General features: G+C 38.7%; 16 protein-coding genes and 1 riboswitch. Of the genes, 8 read left to right on the forward strand and 8 right to left on the reverse strand.

From position 1 onward, the window contains the following. Positions 1–15: 15 nt before the first annotated feature. From ACWATA_RS09560 to ACWATA_RS09575, 4 genes are all read left to right on the forward strand, one after another. A complete protein-coding gene (locus tag ACWATA_RS09560; protein WP_098113318.1) occupies positions 16–987 on the forward strand; it encodes a DHH family phosphoesterase in 972 nt (323 codons plus the stop codon). Positions 988–1,008: 21 nt separating this feature from the next. After that, positions 1,009–1,758, forward strand: coding sequence for an SDR family oxidoreductase (locus ACWATA_RS09565; protein ID WP_328170731.1), 750 nt, complete (start codon positions 1,009–1,011; stop codon positions 1,756–1,758). Positions 1,759–2,323: 565 nt separating this feature from the next. Further along, positions 2,324–2,971 (forward strand): nitroreductase family protein, encoded by a 648-nt coding sequence (locus tag ACWATA_RS09570; protein WP_154973687.1) that lies wholly within the window; start codon positions 2,324–2,326, stop codon positions 2,969–2,971. Positions 2,972–3,395: 424 nt separating this feature from the next. Next, positions 3,396–4,967 (forward strand): APC family permease, encoded by a 1,572-nt coding sequence (locus tag ACWATA_RS09575; protein ID WP_028412838.1) that lies wholly within the window; start codon positions 3,396–3,398, stop codon positions 4,965–4,967. A gap of 58 nt (positions 4,968–5,025) precedes the next feature. Here the strand turns inward: ACWATA_RS09575 and ACWATA_RS09580 are convergent, their stop codons facing one another. Beyond that, complete coding sequence (locus ACWATA_RS09580) at positions 5,026–5,589, reverse strand: YdcF family protein (RefSeq protein WP_028412839.1); 564 nt, start codon at positions 5,587–5,589, stop codon at positions 5,026–5,028. Between the two features lie 147 nt (positions 5,590–5,736). Then, positions 5,737–5,916: riboswitch (cobalamin riboswitch) on the forward strand. Positions 5,917–6,008: 92 nt separating this feature from the next. Between ACWATA_RS09580 and ACWATA_RS09585 the strand changes: the two genes are divergently transcribed. The 3 genes from ACWATA_RS09585 (at position 6,009) to ACWATA_RS09595 (ending at position 10,079) form a co-directional block, all read left to right on the forward strand. Next, on the forward strand, positions 6,009–7,535 hold the full coding sequence (locus tag ACWATA_RS09585) for a cobyric acid synthase (protein WP_311264678.1): 1,527 nt from the start codon (positions 6,009–6,011) through the stop codon (positions 7,533–7,535). Positions 7,536–7,740: 205 nt separating this feature from the next. Then, the gene (locus ACWATA_RS09590; protein WP_028412841.1) at positions 7,741–8,799 is read left to right on the forward strand and encodes a FecCD family ABC transporter permease; all 1,059 of its coding nucleotides are present in this window, start codon (positions 7,741–7,743) and stop codon (positions 8,797–8,799) included. Further along, positions 8,796–10,079, forward strand: coding sequence for an ABC transporter ATP-binding protein (locus tag ACWATA_RS09595; RefSeq protein WP_099000306.1), 1,284 nt, complete (start codon positions 8,796–8,798; stop codon positions 10,077–10,079). The genes ACWATA_RS09590 and ACWATA_RS09595 overlap by 4 nt, the downstream gene beginning before the upstream one ends. 17 nt (positions 10,080–10,096) lie before the next feature. On the opposite strand, the gene ACWATA_RS09600 is transcribed toward ACWATA_RS09595, so the two are convergent. The 7 genes from ACWATA_RS09600 to ACWATA_RS09630 all read right to left on the reverse strand — a co-directional run bounded on the left by ACWATA_RS09600 (position 10,097) and on the right by ACWATA_RS09630 (position 14,933). Next, a complete protein-coding gene (locus ACWATA_RS09600) occupies positions 10,097–10,915 on the reverse strand; it encodes a hypothetical protein (RefSeq protein WP_028412843.1) in 819 nt (272 codons plus the stop codon). A gap of 44 nt (positions 10,916–10,959) precedes the next feature. Further along, positions 10,960–11,385 (reverse strand): Hsp20/alpha crystallin family protein, encoded by a 426-nt coding sequence (locus ACWATA_RS09605; RefSeq protein ID WP_028412844.1) that lies wholly within the window; start codon positions 11,383–11,385, stop codon positions 10,960–10,962. Positions 11,386–11,474: 89 nt separating this feature from the next. Then, positions 11,475–11,978, reverse strand: coding sequence for an Hsp20/alpha crystallin family protein (locus ACWATA_RS09610; RefSeq protein WP_028412845.1), 504 nt, complete (start codon positions 11,976–11,978; stop codon positions 11,475–11,477). A 51-nt stretch (positions 11,979–12,029) separates the two neighbouring features. Beyond that, entirely contained in the window at positions 12,030–12,272 is a 243-nt protein-coding gene (locus ACWATA_RS09615) for a spore germination protein (protein ID WP_013057626.1), read from the reverse strand. A gap of 107 nt (positions 12,273–12,379) precedes the next feature. Continuing rightward, positions 12,380–12,622 carry a spore germination protein gene (locus ACWATA_RS09620; protein ID WP_013057625.1) on the reverse strand — a complete coding sequence of 81 codons (243 nt, stop codon included), beginning with the start codon at positions 12,620–12,622 and terminating at the stop codon, positions 12,380–12,382. Positions 12,623–12,765: 143 nt separating this feature from the next. After that, entirely contained in the window at positions 12,766–13,545 is a 780-nt protein-coding gene (locus ACWATA_RS09625) for an STAS domain-containing protein (RefSeq protein WP_034266780.1), read from the reverse strand. A 182-nt stretch (positions 13,546–13,727) separates the two neighbouring features. Continuing rightward, positions 13,728–14,933, reverse strand: a complete 1,206-nt coding sequence (locus ACWATA_RS09630; RefSeq protein ID WP_473049783.1) for a TcaA 3rd/4th domain-containing protein — start codon at positions 14,931–14,933, stop codon at positions 13,728–13,730. Between the two features lie 198 nt (positions 14,934–15,131). Between ACWATA_RS09630 and ACWATA_RS09635 the strand changes: the two genes are divergently transcribed. After that, a complete protein-coding gene (locus ACWATA_RS09635) occupies positions 15,132–16,277 on the forward strand; it encodes an acyl-CoA dehydrogenase family protein (RefSeq protein WP_473049784.1) in 1,146 nt (381 codons plus the stop codon). Positions 16,278–16,361: the final 84 nt, after the last annotated feature.

The raw sequence follows: 16,361 nt of genomic DNA on the forward strand, positions 1-16,361 counted from the left end.
AAGGAGTTTTGATTAATGACAAAAATAAAATTAATTTCACATAACGATTTAGACGGGGTAAGTCCAGCACTGTTGGGTCGGTTAGCGTTTGGCGACGACAACTTTGATTACAGCACGGTAAGCATTGGCCGCATCAATGACACAGTGACGCATTTTATTGAAGAAGAAAACGATGGAGACACAGCTTTATACATAACGGATATTAGCGTAAACGATGAAGTAGCGGAAAAATTAAATGAACTGGTAAAAAAAGGACAGAAAATCACTCTTATTGACCATCATATCTCTGCTCTTCCACTAGCTGAGAAATACGATTGGGTTCATGTTATTGCAGAAGACGAAAACGGTAAAAAGACAGCAGCTACATCTCTTTTCTACGACTACTTAGTGCGCAACAACATGCTTCAAAAAACGGAGTTGCTTGATGAATATGTAGAACTTGTGCGCTTATTTGATACGTGGGACTGGTTTCATGAAAATAATTTGAAAGCAAAGCGCCTCAATCACCTATATTATCTAATCCCGCATGAAGAATTTAAAGAGACCATTCTAGAAACGCTTCGTGAATCGTACCATACTGAAAATCAAGAATTTACGTTTACGGACAAACACGAAATTTTACTAGAAGCAGAAGAAAAAAAGATTGAAAAATATATTTACGACAAGCAAAAACAAATCATAAAAGAAAGTGTTGAAATTGCTAAAACAGCGTACAACGTAGGCATTGTATTTGCAGATACATATCAGTCTGAGCTAGGAAATGCACTGTGTCTAGAAAACGAAGATATCGACTTTTCCGTTATGGTGGACATGGGACGCCAAAAGATTGGCTTCCGTGCAGTAAAAGACGAAATCAACTTAGCCGAAATTGTTGGGCACCTTGGAGGAGGGGGTCATCCAAAAGCTTCTGGATGCAAGTTAACGGCTGAAACATTTGCTCTTTTCGTCACGGATCACTTGTTTAAAGACGAAGAAAAAAGTGAATAAAGCGTATAAGGAGGAGATGATATGTCATTTAAAGATTTAGTTGTTGTTGTTACGGGAGCTGCGAATGGAATAGGAAAAGATGTATCACGCGCATACGCAAAACAAGGAGCAAAAGTGGTATTGGCAGATGTGGACGAAACCGAAGGCGAGCGTCACGCAGAAGCTATTCAAAGACAAGGCGGAGAAGCCATTTTTGTAAAAACAGACGTCCGAAAAGAAAGCGACATTTTACATCTCGTTGAAAAAACGGTCAGTACGTATGGAACGATACATATTTTGATTAATAATGCAGGCGTTTCTCGCTGGAAATCACCGTATGAGCTAACCATTGATGAATGGGATGACATTATCAATACGAACCTGCGCAGCGTGTTTCTATGTTCTCGCGAAGCAGCTAAAGTGATGAGGAAAAACGAAAGCGGAGGCTCCATTGTAAACTTAGCTTCTACAAGAGCTTCAATGTCTGAACCAGATACAGAAGCCTATGCTGCTACAAAAGGAGGAATCGTTGCTTTAACTCATGCACTTGCCGTTTCGCTTGGTGATGACAACATCACGGTAAATGCTATTTCTCCAGGATGGATTGAGACATCTGACTACGATGGCCTTCGTGAAATCGATCATACGCAGCATCCGTCTAATCGGGTAGGAACGCCAGCGGATATCTCAAGAGCGTGTATGTACTTAACAAACGTCGAAAATGATTTTGTAACAGGAGCTAACCTCGTAGTAGACGGGGGAATGACGCGAAAGATGATTTATGAACATTAAGTATCTATAAAAAAGGCTGAGATAAAAATATTTTAGACGAAGTGAAAAAATGAACCCTTGATCAAAATTTTTGATTAGCGGTTCGTTTTTTTATTACGGTGAACGTAGGTTTCACCTATTTCGTTCCTTCTAGCAGTTGATTGAAGGGCACGACGAAGACTCCTGCGGAAAAAGCGGAACAGATGAGACCCCGCAGGAACGCAAGTGACGAGGAGGCTCAGCGGCCGCCCGCGGAAAGCGAAGTCGTGCACGGAAATCAACTGCGGTATCAAAAGCGGTTCAGCTCATATATCCCATTTGTTTATTTTAGATTGGATTCATTTCGTTATGTCTCAACCTCTTTTGATGATCAACAAAAAAAATAATTTTTCTGTTGACAGGTAATAATAATCATTGTAAAGTAAGTTACATAAAGTAATTAAATTTCAATTAATATTTTTTTAGTTTAATATCTCGAATTAGAGATATAAGAATTCATTATATCTTGTTTATCTCCTTTTATCAGGGAGAAGGGTATAAACATGCAATTTAAGCTTAAAAAAACAAACAATTAGGAGTGTGGAAAATGGGTTTTTTAGATAAATTATTTGATAAATCAAGTGATCAACAACAGGTTGGAAAAGATTTTTATGAAGCAATTAAAAACCGACGTTCTATTTATGCAATTGATAAAAATGTAAAAATGTCAGAAGAAAAAATTGAAGAAATTATTAACTTTGCGGTGAAACATACTCCTTCAGCATTTAATTCCCAAAGCGCACGCGTAGTCGTTTTATTTGGCGAACAGCATGATAAAGTGTGGAATATTACGAGAGAAACGCTTCGTAAAATTGTTCCAGCTGAAAATTTTTCAGATACGGATCAAAAAATGAACTTATTCGGAAGCGGCTATGGAACAGTTCTTTTCTTTGAAGATCAAGAAGTAGTTGAAGGGCTGCAAAAGCAGTTCGCATCTTACAGCGAAAATTTCCCGGTTTGGTCTAACCAATCATCAGGCATGCTGCAGCATGTGATTTGGACAGCGCTTGAGCTCGAAGGCCTAGGAGCAACATTGCAGCATTACAATCCATTGATTGACGATGAAGTAAAAGCAGCTTGGAATATTCCGAGTTCATGGAAATTAATTGCCCAAATGCCATTTGGTAATCCTGTGGCGCCAGCGGGTGAAAAAGAATTTCAACCACTAAGTGAACGTGTAAAAGTATTTAAATAAGCAAAAAAAGAGGTACGGACAAAATTATTTTAGTTGAAGCAAAATCCGAACGATTCATCGTTCGGATTTTTTTATTGGTATGGCAAGCGTAGGCGTTGCGTATGTAGCTGCTTCTAGCGGTTGATTTTGTTATATCTCAGACCCTTTTTTACGGTAAATAGTTTGAATATTCTTTTATGTTTAACCTAAGAAAAATGCGGTTAAATAAGAGGAGTAGTCCTCAAATCTTCTGTGGAATTTATGCGCTATACATAAGCAATTCAACGATGTTTTACAAAAAAAAAAGTTTTTAACTTGGTTTTTTAGAGAATATTTGTTAACATATCCACTTGTGAGGTCTTAGTAAGAGGAGGATGATGTAAAGAATCCCATATCGGACGCAAGGGCGTAGATATGTGGAGTGGAAATTTTAAAGGAGGATATTATGTCTGATCAAGGAAATCAAGGAAAGTTTAAAAAATCAATATCGTTACTTGACCTAACGTTAATTGGGATGGGAGCTATTTTTGGTTCCGCCTGGTTATTTGCGGTTAGTAACGTAGCGTCAAAGGCTGGTCCAGCCGGAAGTTTTTCGTGGCTGATTGGCGGAGTCATTATTTTACTTATCGGTTTAGTGTATGCTGAACTTGGAGCAGCGCTGCCGCGTACCGGTGGAATTATCCGTTATCCGGTTTACTCACATGGTCATTTAGTGGGTTACTTAATTTCATTCATTACCATTATTGCTTACACAAGTTTGATTGCCATCGAGGTAACGGCTGTACGTCAGTATGTTGCGTTTTGGCTTCCTGGTCTAACTAAACATGGTTCTGAATCGCCTACTACAATCGGCTGGTTATTTCAGTTCGCGTTATTAACGCTATTTTTTATCATTAACTACGTAAGTGTAAAAGCATTTGCTAAGTCAAATGTTATTATATCTGTGTTCAAATATGCGGTTCCTCTTACAATTATCGTCGTGTTAGCTTATCACTTTAAATCAGCTAACTTTACAACTGGCGATTTTACTCCGTTTGGTTTTAATGGTATTCAAGCAGCCATTTCAACAGGTGGCGTTATGTTTGCTTACCTAGGACTTCACCCTATTGTTTCTGTAGCCAGTGAAGTTAAAAACCCGCAGCGTAATATTCCAATCGCGCTCATTATCTGTATTGTACTTTCAGCGATTATTTACACAGCACTGCAAGTATTGTTCATTGGTAACATTCCGGCTGATATGCTATCAGGAGGATGGGGAACAATTCAAGAGCAATTCTCTTTACCATTTAAAGATATTGCACTTATTTTAGGCCTTGGCTGGTTAGTAACGCTTGTTATTTTTGATGCTATTTTATCACCAGGCGGTAACGGGAACATCTTCATGAATACAACTTCTCGTTTAGTTTATGCTTGGTCTCGTAATGGAACACTATTTAAACGTTTCTCAAAAGTAGATAAGAAAACAGGAATTCCACGTGCGTCACTATGGCTATCGTTTGGAATGTCCGTATTCTGGACACTGCCATTTCCTTCTTGGGAAGCGCTAGTAAACGTATGTTCAGTAGCACTTATTCTGTCTTATGCGATTGCGCCAATTTCAGCTGCTGCATTCAGAGTAAATGCAAAAGACCTTAAAAAGCCTTTCAAATTAAAAGGCATGAGCGTTATTGCTCCTGTGTCATTTATCTTCTGTTCATACATCGTATATTGGTCAGGATGGACGACAATTTCTTGGCTTCTAGGATCACAGCTTCTAATGGTTGTTATCTACGTAGCATTTAAGAAATACGTACCAACTGACGTTGTAAAATTTGCACAGCAGCTTAAATCTGCTTGGTGGCTAGTTGCTTATTATATTATTATGCTTGTTATCTCTTACCTAGGCTCATTTGGTGGAGGACAAGGTGTGCTAAGCAACCCGCTTGACTTAATTTTAATTGCTCTTGTTTCAATCGGTATTTTCTACTGGGCGAAATACACGGGTTTGCCAAAAGCAGTTATCGATACGGATGATTAATAAAAAACACGGCATGAATTCATGCCGTGTTTTTCGTTTGTATAGGGGCGTACTCTATTTATTTATCAAACAGCCACGTTTTTAAGATAGCAGCATACTCACGAAAGTAGGCTTGAAGTTTAATTGAATTTGGTGTCTTTGCACCTAAAGGATAAACGTCAAAACCTTGACGCTTGGCAATAATAGAGGCGCGAAATAAATGAAAATCACTGCTAACAAGCACGACTTTTTTGTGTTGAATATCAACTTTCTTTTTAGTGAAAGTGAAATTCTCAAAAGTAGAAGTTGACTGATCCTCTTTTATCATTCGATTCTTTTTAATTCCTTCTTTTCGTAGAAAACGATAGGCTGCTTCTGCTTCAGAAATTTCTTCATCGGATCCTTTTCCACCCGTTACGATAACTTTTGTTTGTTTATGAGTCTTTAAATAAGATAAAGCCGTTTTTGCTCGTTCTTTTAAACTAGGAGACATTTGATCTCCGTCTACTTTCGAACCTAAAATGAGCACATAATCTGCTTTTTGCGGAACAGGCTGATGAGCGGTTTGATACATACAAAAAGACATGATTACAGCATAAAGAACAAGCAAACTAATAAAGATATAAATGATTTTTTTCTTCAACTACGAGCACCTTCCTAGCTATTTCATAAGATGTTTGGAAAATAATTGTTATTATAGCATACGAGACCCAAATAAGTATAAACACAGTAATATATAATAATAGAAGAAAATCGTTATTGTGAATGGTTATAAAATTCGTTACAATAAAGAATAAATGATTTTAAAAGTGCCTCTAAGGAGGATAATAGGGAAATCGGTGTAAATCCGGTGCAGCCCCCGCTACTGTAAATGTGGATGAACCTGCAAAGACCCACTAGTCAAACTAGGAAGGATGCAGAAGTAAAATGAAGCATAAGCCAGGAGACCTGCTTTTAAAAACCCCTTATTTTTCGGTGGGAGAAATAAGTCAAGACAATGTGTTAATGAGCGCATGACCAAACCTTGACTTTTACAGTTAAGGTTTTTTTATGTGATAGGGAGTGGAAAAAGTGAAAAAAGGAAAACCTCTTATGATTCAAGGAACGCACTCAGACGCTGGAAAAAGCATGATTGCTACAGCGTTTTGCCGTATTTTTAAAGAAGACGGCTATCAAACTGCACCGTTTAAATCGCAAAATATGGCGCTTAATTCATACATTACAATGGATGGAAAAGAAATTGGAAGAGCGCAAGGAATTCAAGCTGAAGCGGCTGGAGTAGAAGCAACAACCAATATGAATCCTATTTTAATTAAACCAACTCGTGATCATGAATCTCAAATTGTCGTTCATGGAAAGCCGCTTCGTAATATGTTTGCTTTTCAGTATCGGCAAGAATTTTTTAATGAAGGTTTGAACGTTATCACGGAGTCTTATAAAGAGCTTGCCAATCATTATGATCGAATTGTGATTGAAGGTGCTGGAAGTCCTGCTGAAGTGAATTTGAACGATCGGGAACTGGTAAATATGCGCGTAGCAAAGATAGCCCAAGCCCCTGTTGTGTTAGTAGGAGACATTGATAAAGGAGGGGTTTTTGCGAGTCTGGTGGGTACTCTTCAATTGCTTCCAGATGAACATAAACCTAGAGTAATTGGAGTGTTAATCAATAAATTCCGAGGAGACTTAGAGCTTTTAAAACCGGGGTTGAAGTGGTTTGAAGAATACACGGGAGTTCCGGTACTAGGAGTGATTCCTTATATGCACGACGTGGAAATTGACGCTGAAGATTCGCTATCACTCAGAAATTACTCAACGCTTGTGAATCCGTTAAAAGAAATCGATATTGCGGTTATCTCGTATCCTCGCATCTCAAATTTTACGGACATTGATCCTCTAAGCTTAGAAGAAGACTGTCATGTGAGACTTGTAACCAAGCCATCACAACTAGGTACGCCTGATTTAATTGTTTTACCAGGAAGCAAAAATACGATTGAAGATGCGCAGTTTTTACAAGAAAGCGGCCTGGATCTAGCCATTAATCAAGTCTTGAACGCAACGAACGCTCACGTTATTGGCATCTGCGGGGGATATCAAATGTTAGGCGAGACAATTACGGACCCCGATGCAGTAGAGTCCCGGATTGAATCTATTAAAGGGCTGTGTTTGCTTCCAGTGGAAACCGTTATGAAAACCAGCAAAAAAACAGAAAGAGTTTCTGGATATGTTCAGTTAGAGAGTGAGAAGGTTTCAATTGAAGGCTATGAAATTCATATGGGAAAGACGATTTCTAAAAGCATGACGGAAGCCTTTGCGGTGGTAGATGATCAAAAAGAAGGAACGGTTAAAGACAACATCATTGGCACGTATGTTCATGATGTGTTTCATAACGATGCTTTGCGCAGAGCTTTGCTTAATCAAATTCGTAAACATAAAAAATTGCCGCCTATTACGGATACATTCAACAGTCGCCTGCAAAAAGAGGAGTCTTTTTCAAAAGCAGCAGCATATGTGAGAGAAGCTGTAGATATGGAAAAGCTGTATCATTTAATAGACAACTATAAAAGCCCGGAGCAAGCACAAAAAGTGTAGCTTGTAGAGGTTTTCGCTTGTTTTTTCACCGAGAACTTTAGTACGCTATTCTACGTTGCCTAGTTCAACAGTCTAGCACTCGTAACAAATAAAAGATGATTGTTTCCAATACTATGTAGGATGGAAACATGGTTTATGGACAGGAAAATGAATGGTTAATGTAATGTAAAACATCACGCCTCGTTTCCTAGAGGAGCTGAAAGTATTGATTTTTAAACGTATTTTTTTAAACAAAGCATCTATTTTATACATAGTCAGTTTATTTATTGTATGTACTTCGGTGATTATGGGAGTATTTATTGGTACAGTTTCGTTAACCGTAGGAGATACAATCAAAATTATTATTGGCCACCTTACCGGACTATCCTTATATCATGGTCCGGAAAACATGGATTTAATCATTTGGCAAATTCGTTTTCCAAGAGTACTGGTGGCATTTTTAGTAGGAGCTTCGCTTTCAATAGCAGGGGCTGCCTTTCAAGGGCTATTAAGAAACTCTCTTGCGGATCCTTACACGATCGGAGTTTCCTCAGGTGCAACCCTTGGCTCTGTCATGGCAATTTATTTTCACTGGAGTATTTTTGGTTTGTCTATCTTCACGCTGCCTGTAGTCGGCATCGTATCTGGTTTTATTACTCTTCTTTTAGTTTTTGGTATTACGAAACTCGCAAGCGGCAATTTGGCCAATGAAACCATCATCTTAGCGGGGATTATTTTATCATCCTTTATGAGCGCGCTTATTTCATTAATTGTAGCTCTTTCTCCTGAAGAAGATGTAAGGCAGGTTTTATATTGGCTAATGGGAAGCGTATCAATGAGAGGATGGTCGCATATTCAAATTTTAGGGCCGTTCTTTTTAGTCGGTACGATTATGCTGCTGTTACATGTGAAAGAGCTGAACGGCTTAGCATTTGGCGATCAATCCGCTCAATTTATGGGGATAGACGTAAAGAAGAAAAAAAGAATGATTTTAATAGGTGCATCCGTATTAACCGGGGCTGCGGTATCAGTATCTGGGGCAATTGGATTTGTTGGCTTAGTTATTCCCCACGTAGTGCGTCTCGTAGCGGGAGCTAATCATAAGCATGTACTGCCGCTTTCTATTTTAATCGGAGGAAGTTATTTGGTTTTAGCCGATTTATTAGCAAGAACGATATTAGAACCTCGTGAACTGCCGATTGGAGTCGTAACCGCCTTAATTGGTTCGCCAATTTTTACGCTGCTGCTTGTAAAAGAACGTATGCGGAAAAGAGGAATATCATGATTGAACTATATAATGTGACGGGAGGATACGATAAACAGAAACCGACCGTTCGTGACATCACGTTCACCGTAGACAAAGGTTCTTTTGTTGCTTTACTAGGACCAAATGGAAGCGGAAAAACAACGCTTATTCGCTTAATTATGAATGTATTAACCACTCAATCAGGAGAAGTGAAGGTAGAAGGGAAGTCAGTGAAGGCTTATTCACCAAAACAACTGGCGCAAAAAGTTGCAGTCATGACGCAAGAAAATCAAATTGGATTAGAATTTACGGTTCAAGAAATTGTTTCACTGGGACGTTATCCTTATCAGGCAAAAGGTTTGTTTAGCACTGTATCAGCACAGGATGAAGAAGTGGTAGAAAGCGTGATGAAATTAACAAACGTCTGGCACTATCGAAATCATACCTTTCAATCGCTGAGCGGTGGAGAAAAACAGCGGGTTTTACTTGCTAAAGCACTGGCGCAAGAACCTGACTACTTACTTCTTGATGAACCAACGAATCACTTAGATGTAAAACATACGATGGAACTGCTTCAGCTGTTAAAAACGTTACAGCAGGAAATGAGCTTGACGGTTCTGGCCATTTTGCATGATCTCAACATTGCCTCGCTGTTTGCAGATAATGCCGTATTATTGAAAGATGGAAGAGTAGAAGAAACGGGGATGGATGCCATTTTTCAGGATGCAGCTACGTTAAAAAGAGTATATGGCGTTGATTTGCATGTATTTCACCATCCCGCTGTGAACAAGCGGCAAATTGCTTTTGTGCCGCCGTATCAATATCCAGAGACGGACTTCCATGAGTTGTATCAGTTGCAAAAGGAACCGGGCAAGCTATGTTTATCCTTTGCTCGTCCTTTGAGAACTGTTTCACTGGGTTCCAATGAAACAGGTCTAGACTGGTGTCAAGAAATTGTTCAACAGCAAAGCAGTTCTAACACGGCGTGGAAATCTGCGTCTTTATCTAGTCATGAAGTTCGCTTAAAAGACGATAAAGGTTACTCGTGGCTGACTGTACTGACACATGGACAAAAAGAGAATGAAATGAATATTGTTCTACTAACAAATACACCGCTTTCGGACGCGAACTTACTTCATGCTGCGATGAAGGTAATTGAATACCGGGCTTTCTTAGGAAAAACAGGCCGTATTGTTGTAGCATCATCTCATCATAAAGAAGAAAATCAAGAAGAAATTTCAGCGTTCTTAATGGAACGCCTACAGAAAGAATTACAACTATTTATGGAAACAAAAATGACCGACAATTGCTTTAAATAAGCAGTAGCGGTCATTTTTTATTCTTCGGAGTGATCAGGCTTTTCTGTTTCACCTCCTGAACTCATCGTTGTCTCAGTTGTATGTTCATCAATCTTTTTTTCTTTTAGCTTAACAGAAAATAAGTCTTTGACTTCTTCATCCACTTGATCGGAGTCAGCGCTGTAAGTTGTACCAATGTTTAAGTGGCCGGTCAAATCTTTAATGCCTAGCTGGCCAAAATTATTACTAAGGTCAATTTTGTCTAACAATACTTTTTCCACCATAATTTTTTCAACAACAATGGACTGCTTTGGCTGAGTTACTTCATCAATCTTTTTGTCAAGAGTTTTCACCATCTCATATAAAGCTGTATTGGACGATTCTTCCTTTAACGCAGAGAGCTGATTCTGAATGTCTTCGAAATTAGGAGCTGACTGCATAGCCGAAAGTAAATGAGCTGTTTGCTCGTGCAGTTGAGACAATGATTGAATAAGATGAGCTGATTCATGTAATTGCTGATGAAGCTCTTCTATTTTAGGAATCGCGTCGGTTAAACGCGTCACTTGATCAATAATTCCCTGCAGGTTCAGCGCTGAATCTGACGAATGAACAGGTTTTGTGAATTCAACTTCATCAGATGTCTTAGGCTCCGTTTGGCTCGGCAACTTCTTTGGCTGCTGAGGGGGTTTCTTTAGATTAGACTGTTTTTTAGTTTTCATCTTTTCGGGTAATTCTTTCCGCTTTTGATTAGAGCTTTGGTCTATGGGACTTACTTTTTTTTTGGTTGGAAGGGAAGACGGATTTATTTTGCGGACTGTTTCAATTTTAGGCGATTGTTTAAACCACTTAGAAAACATGAAATTCCCTGCCTTTCATGCTACGTATAGTTCTGCACAATAAATTACAAATCAAATTTCACGTGCAATAGACCATCTTTAAATGATGCGTGACACGGCGCTTCCCCTACAGCAGGTGGAAGGATGATTGATCGTTGAAACGTTCCTTCACGTCTTTCTTTGTGAAGAACATTTGCATCCTTCATCGTTAAAAGAGATGAACCGGATATGTGTAAAGTATTTTCATGCATGGTCAATTCGACGTCTGTTCGTTTAGCACCGGGTATTTCAATCACAACTAACAGTTGATTTGCCCATTCGTATACATCAATTAAAGGATAATCTCGATACTCATTTACAATTTGAGGAGAAGCATCTGCTTCCGTATCATTCTTTTCTTCAGGATCATCATCAAAAATCTTTTCCCAAAATTTTGTATGGTTTTCTTCTTGTAACGTTTCTGCCCACTTTTTAAACTTTCCATGATTCATATTTGTCACCTTCTTTAAAAAAATAAAACAAGGCCTTTTGCCGCTTTCTATTTTATATGTATGCATGAAAACAGAAAAAAACGTCCACTTTAATCTAAATCGTGGACGTCTATTTGAGACATAGGAATATTAACATGTTTAGGCATCCGGATTTCCAACACCCCGGAACGATATACGGCGCGTGTACCTTTTTTGCGAACCGAACAAGGAAGCTGAATTTCTTCTTTGAAGGATTCTTCTCCATCTATTCCTTCAATCGTACACACGTATGGAGTATGATAGACTTTAATGCTTGATACAATATCGCGGTTAGGAATTTTTAACTGAACAATGCATTCGTCTAATGTATTAATGACGTTTGAATCAAATCTTCTTAGCTGTTGTCCATGACCTTCATTTCCCACATCCTGCTGTTCTTTCATCATGTCTTGGGCCTGCTTAAAGAATTCATTTCCTTGCATAAAATCCGGAAAAGAATGGGACATCGTAGAAGAAATCATTTGCTGAATATATTTATTCATGTCTTTAGATGCCATTCCTTTTGGGATATTTTCCATCATTCCTTTAAACGGAGACTTTCCAAATGGAAACATATTTACACACCTCCTTGTAATGTGCCAAGTAAAACGACAAAATCGTTAAATCTAAATTTGATTTCCAATTGGAGCTGAAGGGTTTGCAATTTGATCTTGATCGCTTACGTCAGGATCTAACACGCCCGTATTCATTTGAGAGCAAGTAGGAGAGAAGTTACCTAAAGAGAAATTTGCGCCGTTAAACTTTGAGTTCGCCGTGTGACTGTTTTGAATGGTGGAACCGAAATCAATATTTGCGTTTTGTGTGACACCGTTTGTTACGATATTAAAAACGTTAATTTGAAGAGGCATAAAGAGACTCCTTACTGTTTTTATTCATTCTACTCCAACGGCCTATTGCGTTCAGAGAGAATGTATTCACCGTTTGTCGTCATGCTGTTGACAAGCATTGCCCTATATCACTGCTGATAACCATTGACATGATCAACGTTTGCAATATCTGTTTGGTCATTTGTATCAGGATCGATATAAATGTTTCGCATTTTCGAGGAAGCAGGTGAGACATCGCCATAAGAAGAGTTCGTACCAGTGGATTTTGAATGAGCCGTGTGACTGTTATGGAGTGCTTCGCCAATGTTGACAGAACCGTTGCTTGAGATACTGTTGATCTTTAAATTATAAATGTTAATAACACTTGGCATACGCTCTCACCCTTTTCTATGGTTGATTAATGTATCCTATGATGATAAGTGCCTAAACGTTCACAATTCCTCATAACTAAAATCGCCTTTTCCGATTGAAGGAAAAAGCGATTGAGAGAGGATTACTTAATGATATGATGGGCTTATGAAATGGGTGCAATACGACAATTCTTTTTTTCTAAAATGTAAGAGATGCTTTGTTGGACAGTGGAAAATGTTCGCCAATTAAACTGAGAATCTACAAGCGACAGAGCCATTTTTGAAGAAAGACCAACAATAAGGCAAGTGGTACCAATCAAACGCAAAGCATCGTGGAGCGTGTTAATATAATAACCGTGTTCTTCATCTAATGAATGAAGGGAAGATAAATCAATAAGCAAATAGCGCGCCTGTTCTTTTACAACTGCCTCCAATACCGTTTCAGTTAGCTTCTTTCCACGTTCTATATCCATCTTACCGGTAATGGGCACAGCTAAAACCTCGTCCCATATCTTTAATAAAGGAGTGGACAAATCCTCAATTAACCGCTCTTTTTCAAGCTCTGCTTCGGCTTGATCTGTAAAGTCTAATAGCATAAGCAAGTAGCCATAGCGCTCGTCGTCTTTTGTATCAATGGGGTGAATCACAGCTTCTGCTACGTATTGACTGCCAATCGTTATACGCGTTCTGTAGGTTGTATGAAGAGAGGTGAGTAAATTTTCCGCTTCTTCAGAATTGGAATGAAAGAAGTCCATATGCTTTCCAATTAACTCTTCGATATGAGATAACTGGTAGATTGGGAGTACTGGCTGAAGTGTTTCAATTGCTCTTGCATTCATCCACTGCACACGATAGTCTTGATCTGCAATGATCATGGTTTCTTGAATATTTTCTAAAATCAAATGTCCATTAAGCTTTTGTGGAAGTCGTCCAATTCCATTCATTCTCCATCTCTCCTTATGCGTGTAGTAAGTTTATGTACATCTACTTTATATTTTACAGTGAAAAGAATGAAGAAGGCTATAAAAAATTTATTAACGTATGTAGGGATCATGGTATGTAAAAAAACGTAGGAGTAAGCACTCGCTTCAATCAAAAAACTCCCCTGGGTAAAGGGGAGTTCACTTTATTCATATGATTTAATAAAATCAACGTTATATTTTTCAACGCTTGATAAGTAGGAGTCTCTAAATGATGAATCAGGCGTATACCATGACTTTTCATAAAAATAGGCTTGAAGATCTTTCGATTTAAATACATACTCATGCCGAGCATAGATTTCATTTCGAGCTAGCCTTCGTTCACTCGAGCTCAAACTGCTAATATCACTATAGCTTAATTTGTAAGAGTCCGAACCAGGAAGAATATAAGAGCTTGAAGTAGCATAAGAGCGCGGCCCAGGCACGATTACTTCTCGTTCTTTTATGACGGTTTTTTCCTTTTCAACGGGCGGCGTTTGTATATTTAATATAATACTTTCTTCACTTTGAATGGTGTAAGGACTGCTTTTGAACGTGGTGCCGTCTTTTTGCACTTCTGCATGAACAGTGACGCTTCCATCCGTGGCAACAGGCCCTATTTGTGATGAGCTATTCACCTGCAGTCCCGTGCTTTTTCCGTTTACAAATAAAATAGCGTCATCTCTATTCGATGAGATTGTAACGTAAGCTCCTTTAAATACAACAGATATATTTTCTTCTTTTTGACGGTGAAAGTTTACAGTGGTTTGGTCTGTAAGCTTTCCGTAAGAGCTTTCATAAGAAGCCGTAAGCAGGTAATTTCCAATCATAAAAGGCCCTATTTTTTGCGTTTGATTTTTGGATATCGATTGTTTTGTATCATTGACTGTAACCGTTGCATCCTCTGGCGTGGTGAGGGAGATATAATATGATGACGGCACAACCACGTACTGTTTTTTGAAGAGTAGTGAATGTTTCTGTTCTTTTATTGTAAAGTAGATACTCGATTTATTTTTTAAATCATTTTCAACGTCTCGTAAAATAGAACCATCGGAAGTTGCATCCAACAGAGCTTGAATAGATGTGTCATTAATAACTATAGTAGACTGCGAAGAGTCTAATAACTCTCTTAACACAGCTGTATCTTTCGATTCCAATGCCTCAATAAAGCGGTCAGCCGTTTTTTCTTCTGAACCAGAGAAAAAGAAATAAAATACAAAAGTTAAAAGAAGTATAAGCACAATACCCCCGCCAATATACCAGCTCTTTTTATGCTTAGCTGCAGCTGGCGACACGGTGAAAGAAAAGCCGCAGTTATTGCAAAATAATTGATCTGCGCTTGCACTGGCACCGCATTTTGGACATTGATTCATTCACACCATTCCCTTCTTTTTATTCCATTAAATGTATGGAATGTGTAGGTGAAACAGACCATTAAATTGGAAAAAGAATAGATTTAACGAGAAAGATAAACACACCAAACATGCACAGAAAAGATGAGGTATGCTATGATAAGAACCATATATTAATCCGATAGGGACACTCTGTCATATAAAAAGGAGATGAAGCAAATGAGTGTTTCATTTGTAAATAAAAATCAAAAGGATACGTATGAAAAACTGCTGCCTCTAGTCGAAAAATTTAAGAAACGAGCTTTTAAAATAGATGAAGAAGGTACGTTTCCGTTTGAAAATATTCAAGAGTTAAAAGAAGCTGGCTATACACGTCTTTCTCTAGAAAGCAACTATGGAGGAGATGAATTACGCCTTTATGATTTTTTATTATTTCAAGAATTAATTGCTCAAGGGGACGCTTCTACAGCTCTTAGTATTGGATGGCATATGGGGATTACAATGGACTTGCGTGAAAAACAGCCTTGGAGTCAGCAAATGCTCGATTTTATTTTTAAAGAAATAGAAAAAGGTGCACTTATTAATACCGCTGCTACTGAACCGAAGACAGGAAGTCCTACTCGAGGAGGCAAACCGGAAACGCTAGCTGTAAAAACAAAAAAAGGCTGGCGAATCAATGGCCGAAAAACATTCACCACGATGTCTCCAGTGTTAAATTACTTCTTAGTAAAAGCAAGCATTGAAGGTGAAGAAGAGATCGGCTTATTTTTAATTCCTCGTGAAACAAGCGGACTTTCAATAGAAGAAACATGGGATATGATTGCAATGCGCGGGACAGGAAGTCACGATCTTGTGCTAGAAAATGTCGATATTGAACAAGACTTTCTTGTTGAACGCCTAGGTGGCTTTAAAAAGAATGAGCCAAGCGGCTGGTTGCTTCATATACCAGCTTGCTACATGGGTACAGCCATCGCAGCAAGAGATTATGCTGTCGCATTTGCTACAGAATATTCGCCTAATAGTATTGAAGGAACGATTAGCGAGTTGCCAAATGTGCAGCGTTTAGTCGGAGAGATGGAACTTGAACTCATGCAGGCGCGTCACTTTATGTACAGCGTGGCAAACAAATGGGATGAAACAAGCGACCGAGCAGCATTAGCGGGAGAATTAGCAGCTGTCAAACACGTAGTGACCAATAGTGCCTGTACGGTTGTTGACAAAGCCATGCGCATAGTAGGAGCGCGTAGCTTGCAGCGCAGTAATCCGCTGCAGAGGTATTATAGAGACGTGCGTGCTGGGCTCCACAATCCTCCAATGGATGATATGACGGTTGTTAATTTAGCGAAGCAGGCGTTTGCTAGATAAAACTTAATAACATGTTAAATGATGAAAAACTGCTTATTATAGGCTATTCTATAGTAAGCAGTTTTTTCGTTACAAAAGGAGGAA

Source organism: Priestia sp. USM5 (genome assembly GCF_058323215.1).

Excerpts from the sequence above, each read along its gene's own strand:
- ACWATA_RS09565 (WP_328170731.1), top strand. The coding sequence starts at position 1,009 with ATGTCATTTAAAGATTTAGTTGTTGTTGTTACGGGAGCTGCGAATGGA.
- ACWATA_RS09575 (WP_028412838.1), top strand. The coding sequence starts at position 3,396 with ATGTCTGATCAAGGAAATCAAGGAAAGTTTAAAAAATCAATATCGTTA.
- ACWATA_RS09560 (WP_098113318.1), top strand. The coding sequence starts at position 16 with ATGACAAAAATAAAATTAATTTCACATAACGATTTAGACGGGGTAAGT.
- ACWATA_RS09615 (WP_013057626.1), bottom strand. The coding sequence starts at position 12,272 with ATGCCTCTTCAAATTAACGTTTTTAATATCGTAACAAACGGTGTCACA.
- ACWATA_RS09570 (WP_154973687.1), top strand. The coding sequence starts at position 2,324 with ATGGGTTTTTTAGATAAATTATTTGATAAATCAAGTGATCAACAACAG.
- ACWATA_RS09620 (WP_013057625.1), bottom strand. The coding sequence starts at position 12,622 with ATGCCAAGTGTTATTAACATTTATAATTTAAAGATCAACAGTATCTCA.
- ACWATA_RS09635 (WP_473049784.1), top strand. The coding sequence starts at position 15,132 with ATGAGTGTTTCATTTGTAAATAAAAATCAAAAGGATACGTATGAAAAA.
- ACWATA_RS09625 (WP_034266780.1), bottom strand. The coding sequence starts at position 13,545 with ATGAATGGAATTGGACGACTTCCACAAAAGCTTAATGGACATTTGATT.
- ACWATA_RS09630 (WP_473049783.1), bottom strand. The coding sequence starts at position 14,933 with ATGAATCAATGTCCAAAATGCGGTGCCAGTGCAAGCGCAGATCAATTA.
- ACWATA_RS09595 (WP_099000306.1), top strand. The coding sequence starts at position 8,796 with ATGATTGAACTATATAATGTGACGGGAGGATACGATAAACAGAAACCG.
- ACWATA_RS09610 (WP_028412845.1), bottom strand. The coding sequence starts at position 11,978 with ATGTTTCCATTTGGAAAGTCTCCGTTTAAAGGAATGATGGAAAATATC.
- ACWATA_RS09600 (WP_028412843.1), bottom strand. The coding sequence starts at position 10,915 with ATGTTTTCTAAGTGGTTTAAACAATCGCCTAAAATTGAAACAGTCCGC.
- ACWATA_RS09605 (WP_028412844.1), bottom strand. The coding sequence starts at position 11,385 with ATGAATCATGGAAAGTTTAAAAAGTGGGCAGAAACGTTACAAGAAGAA.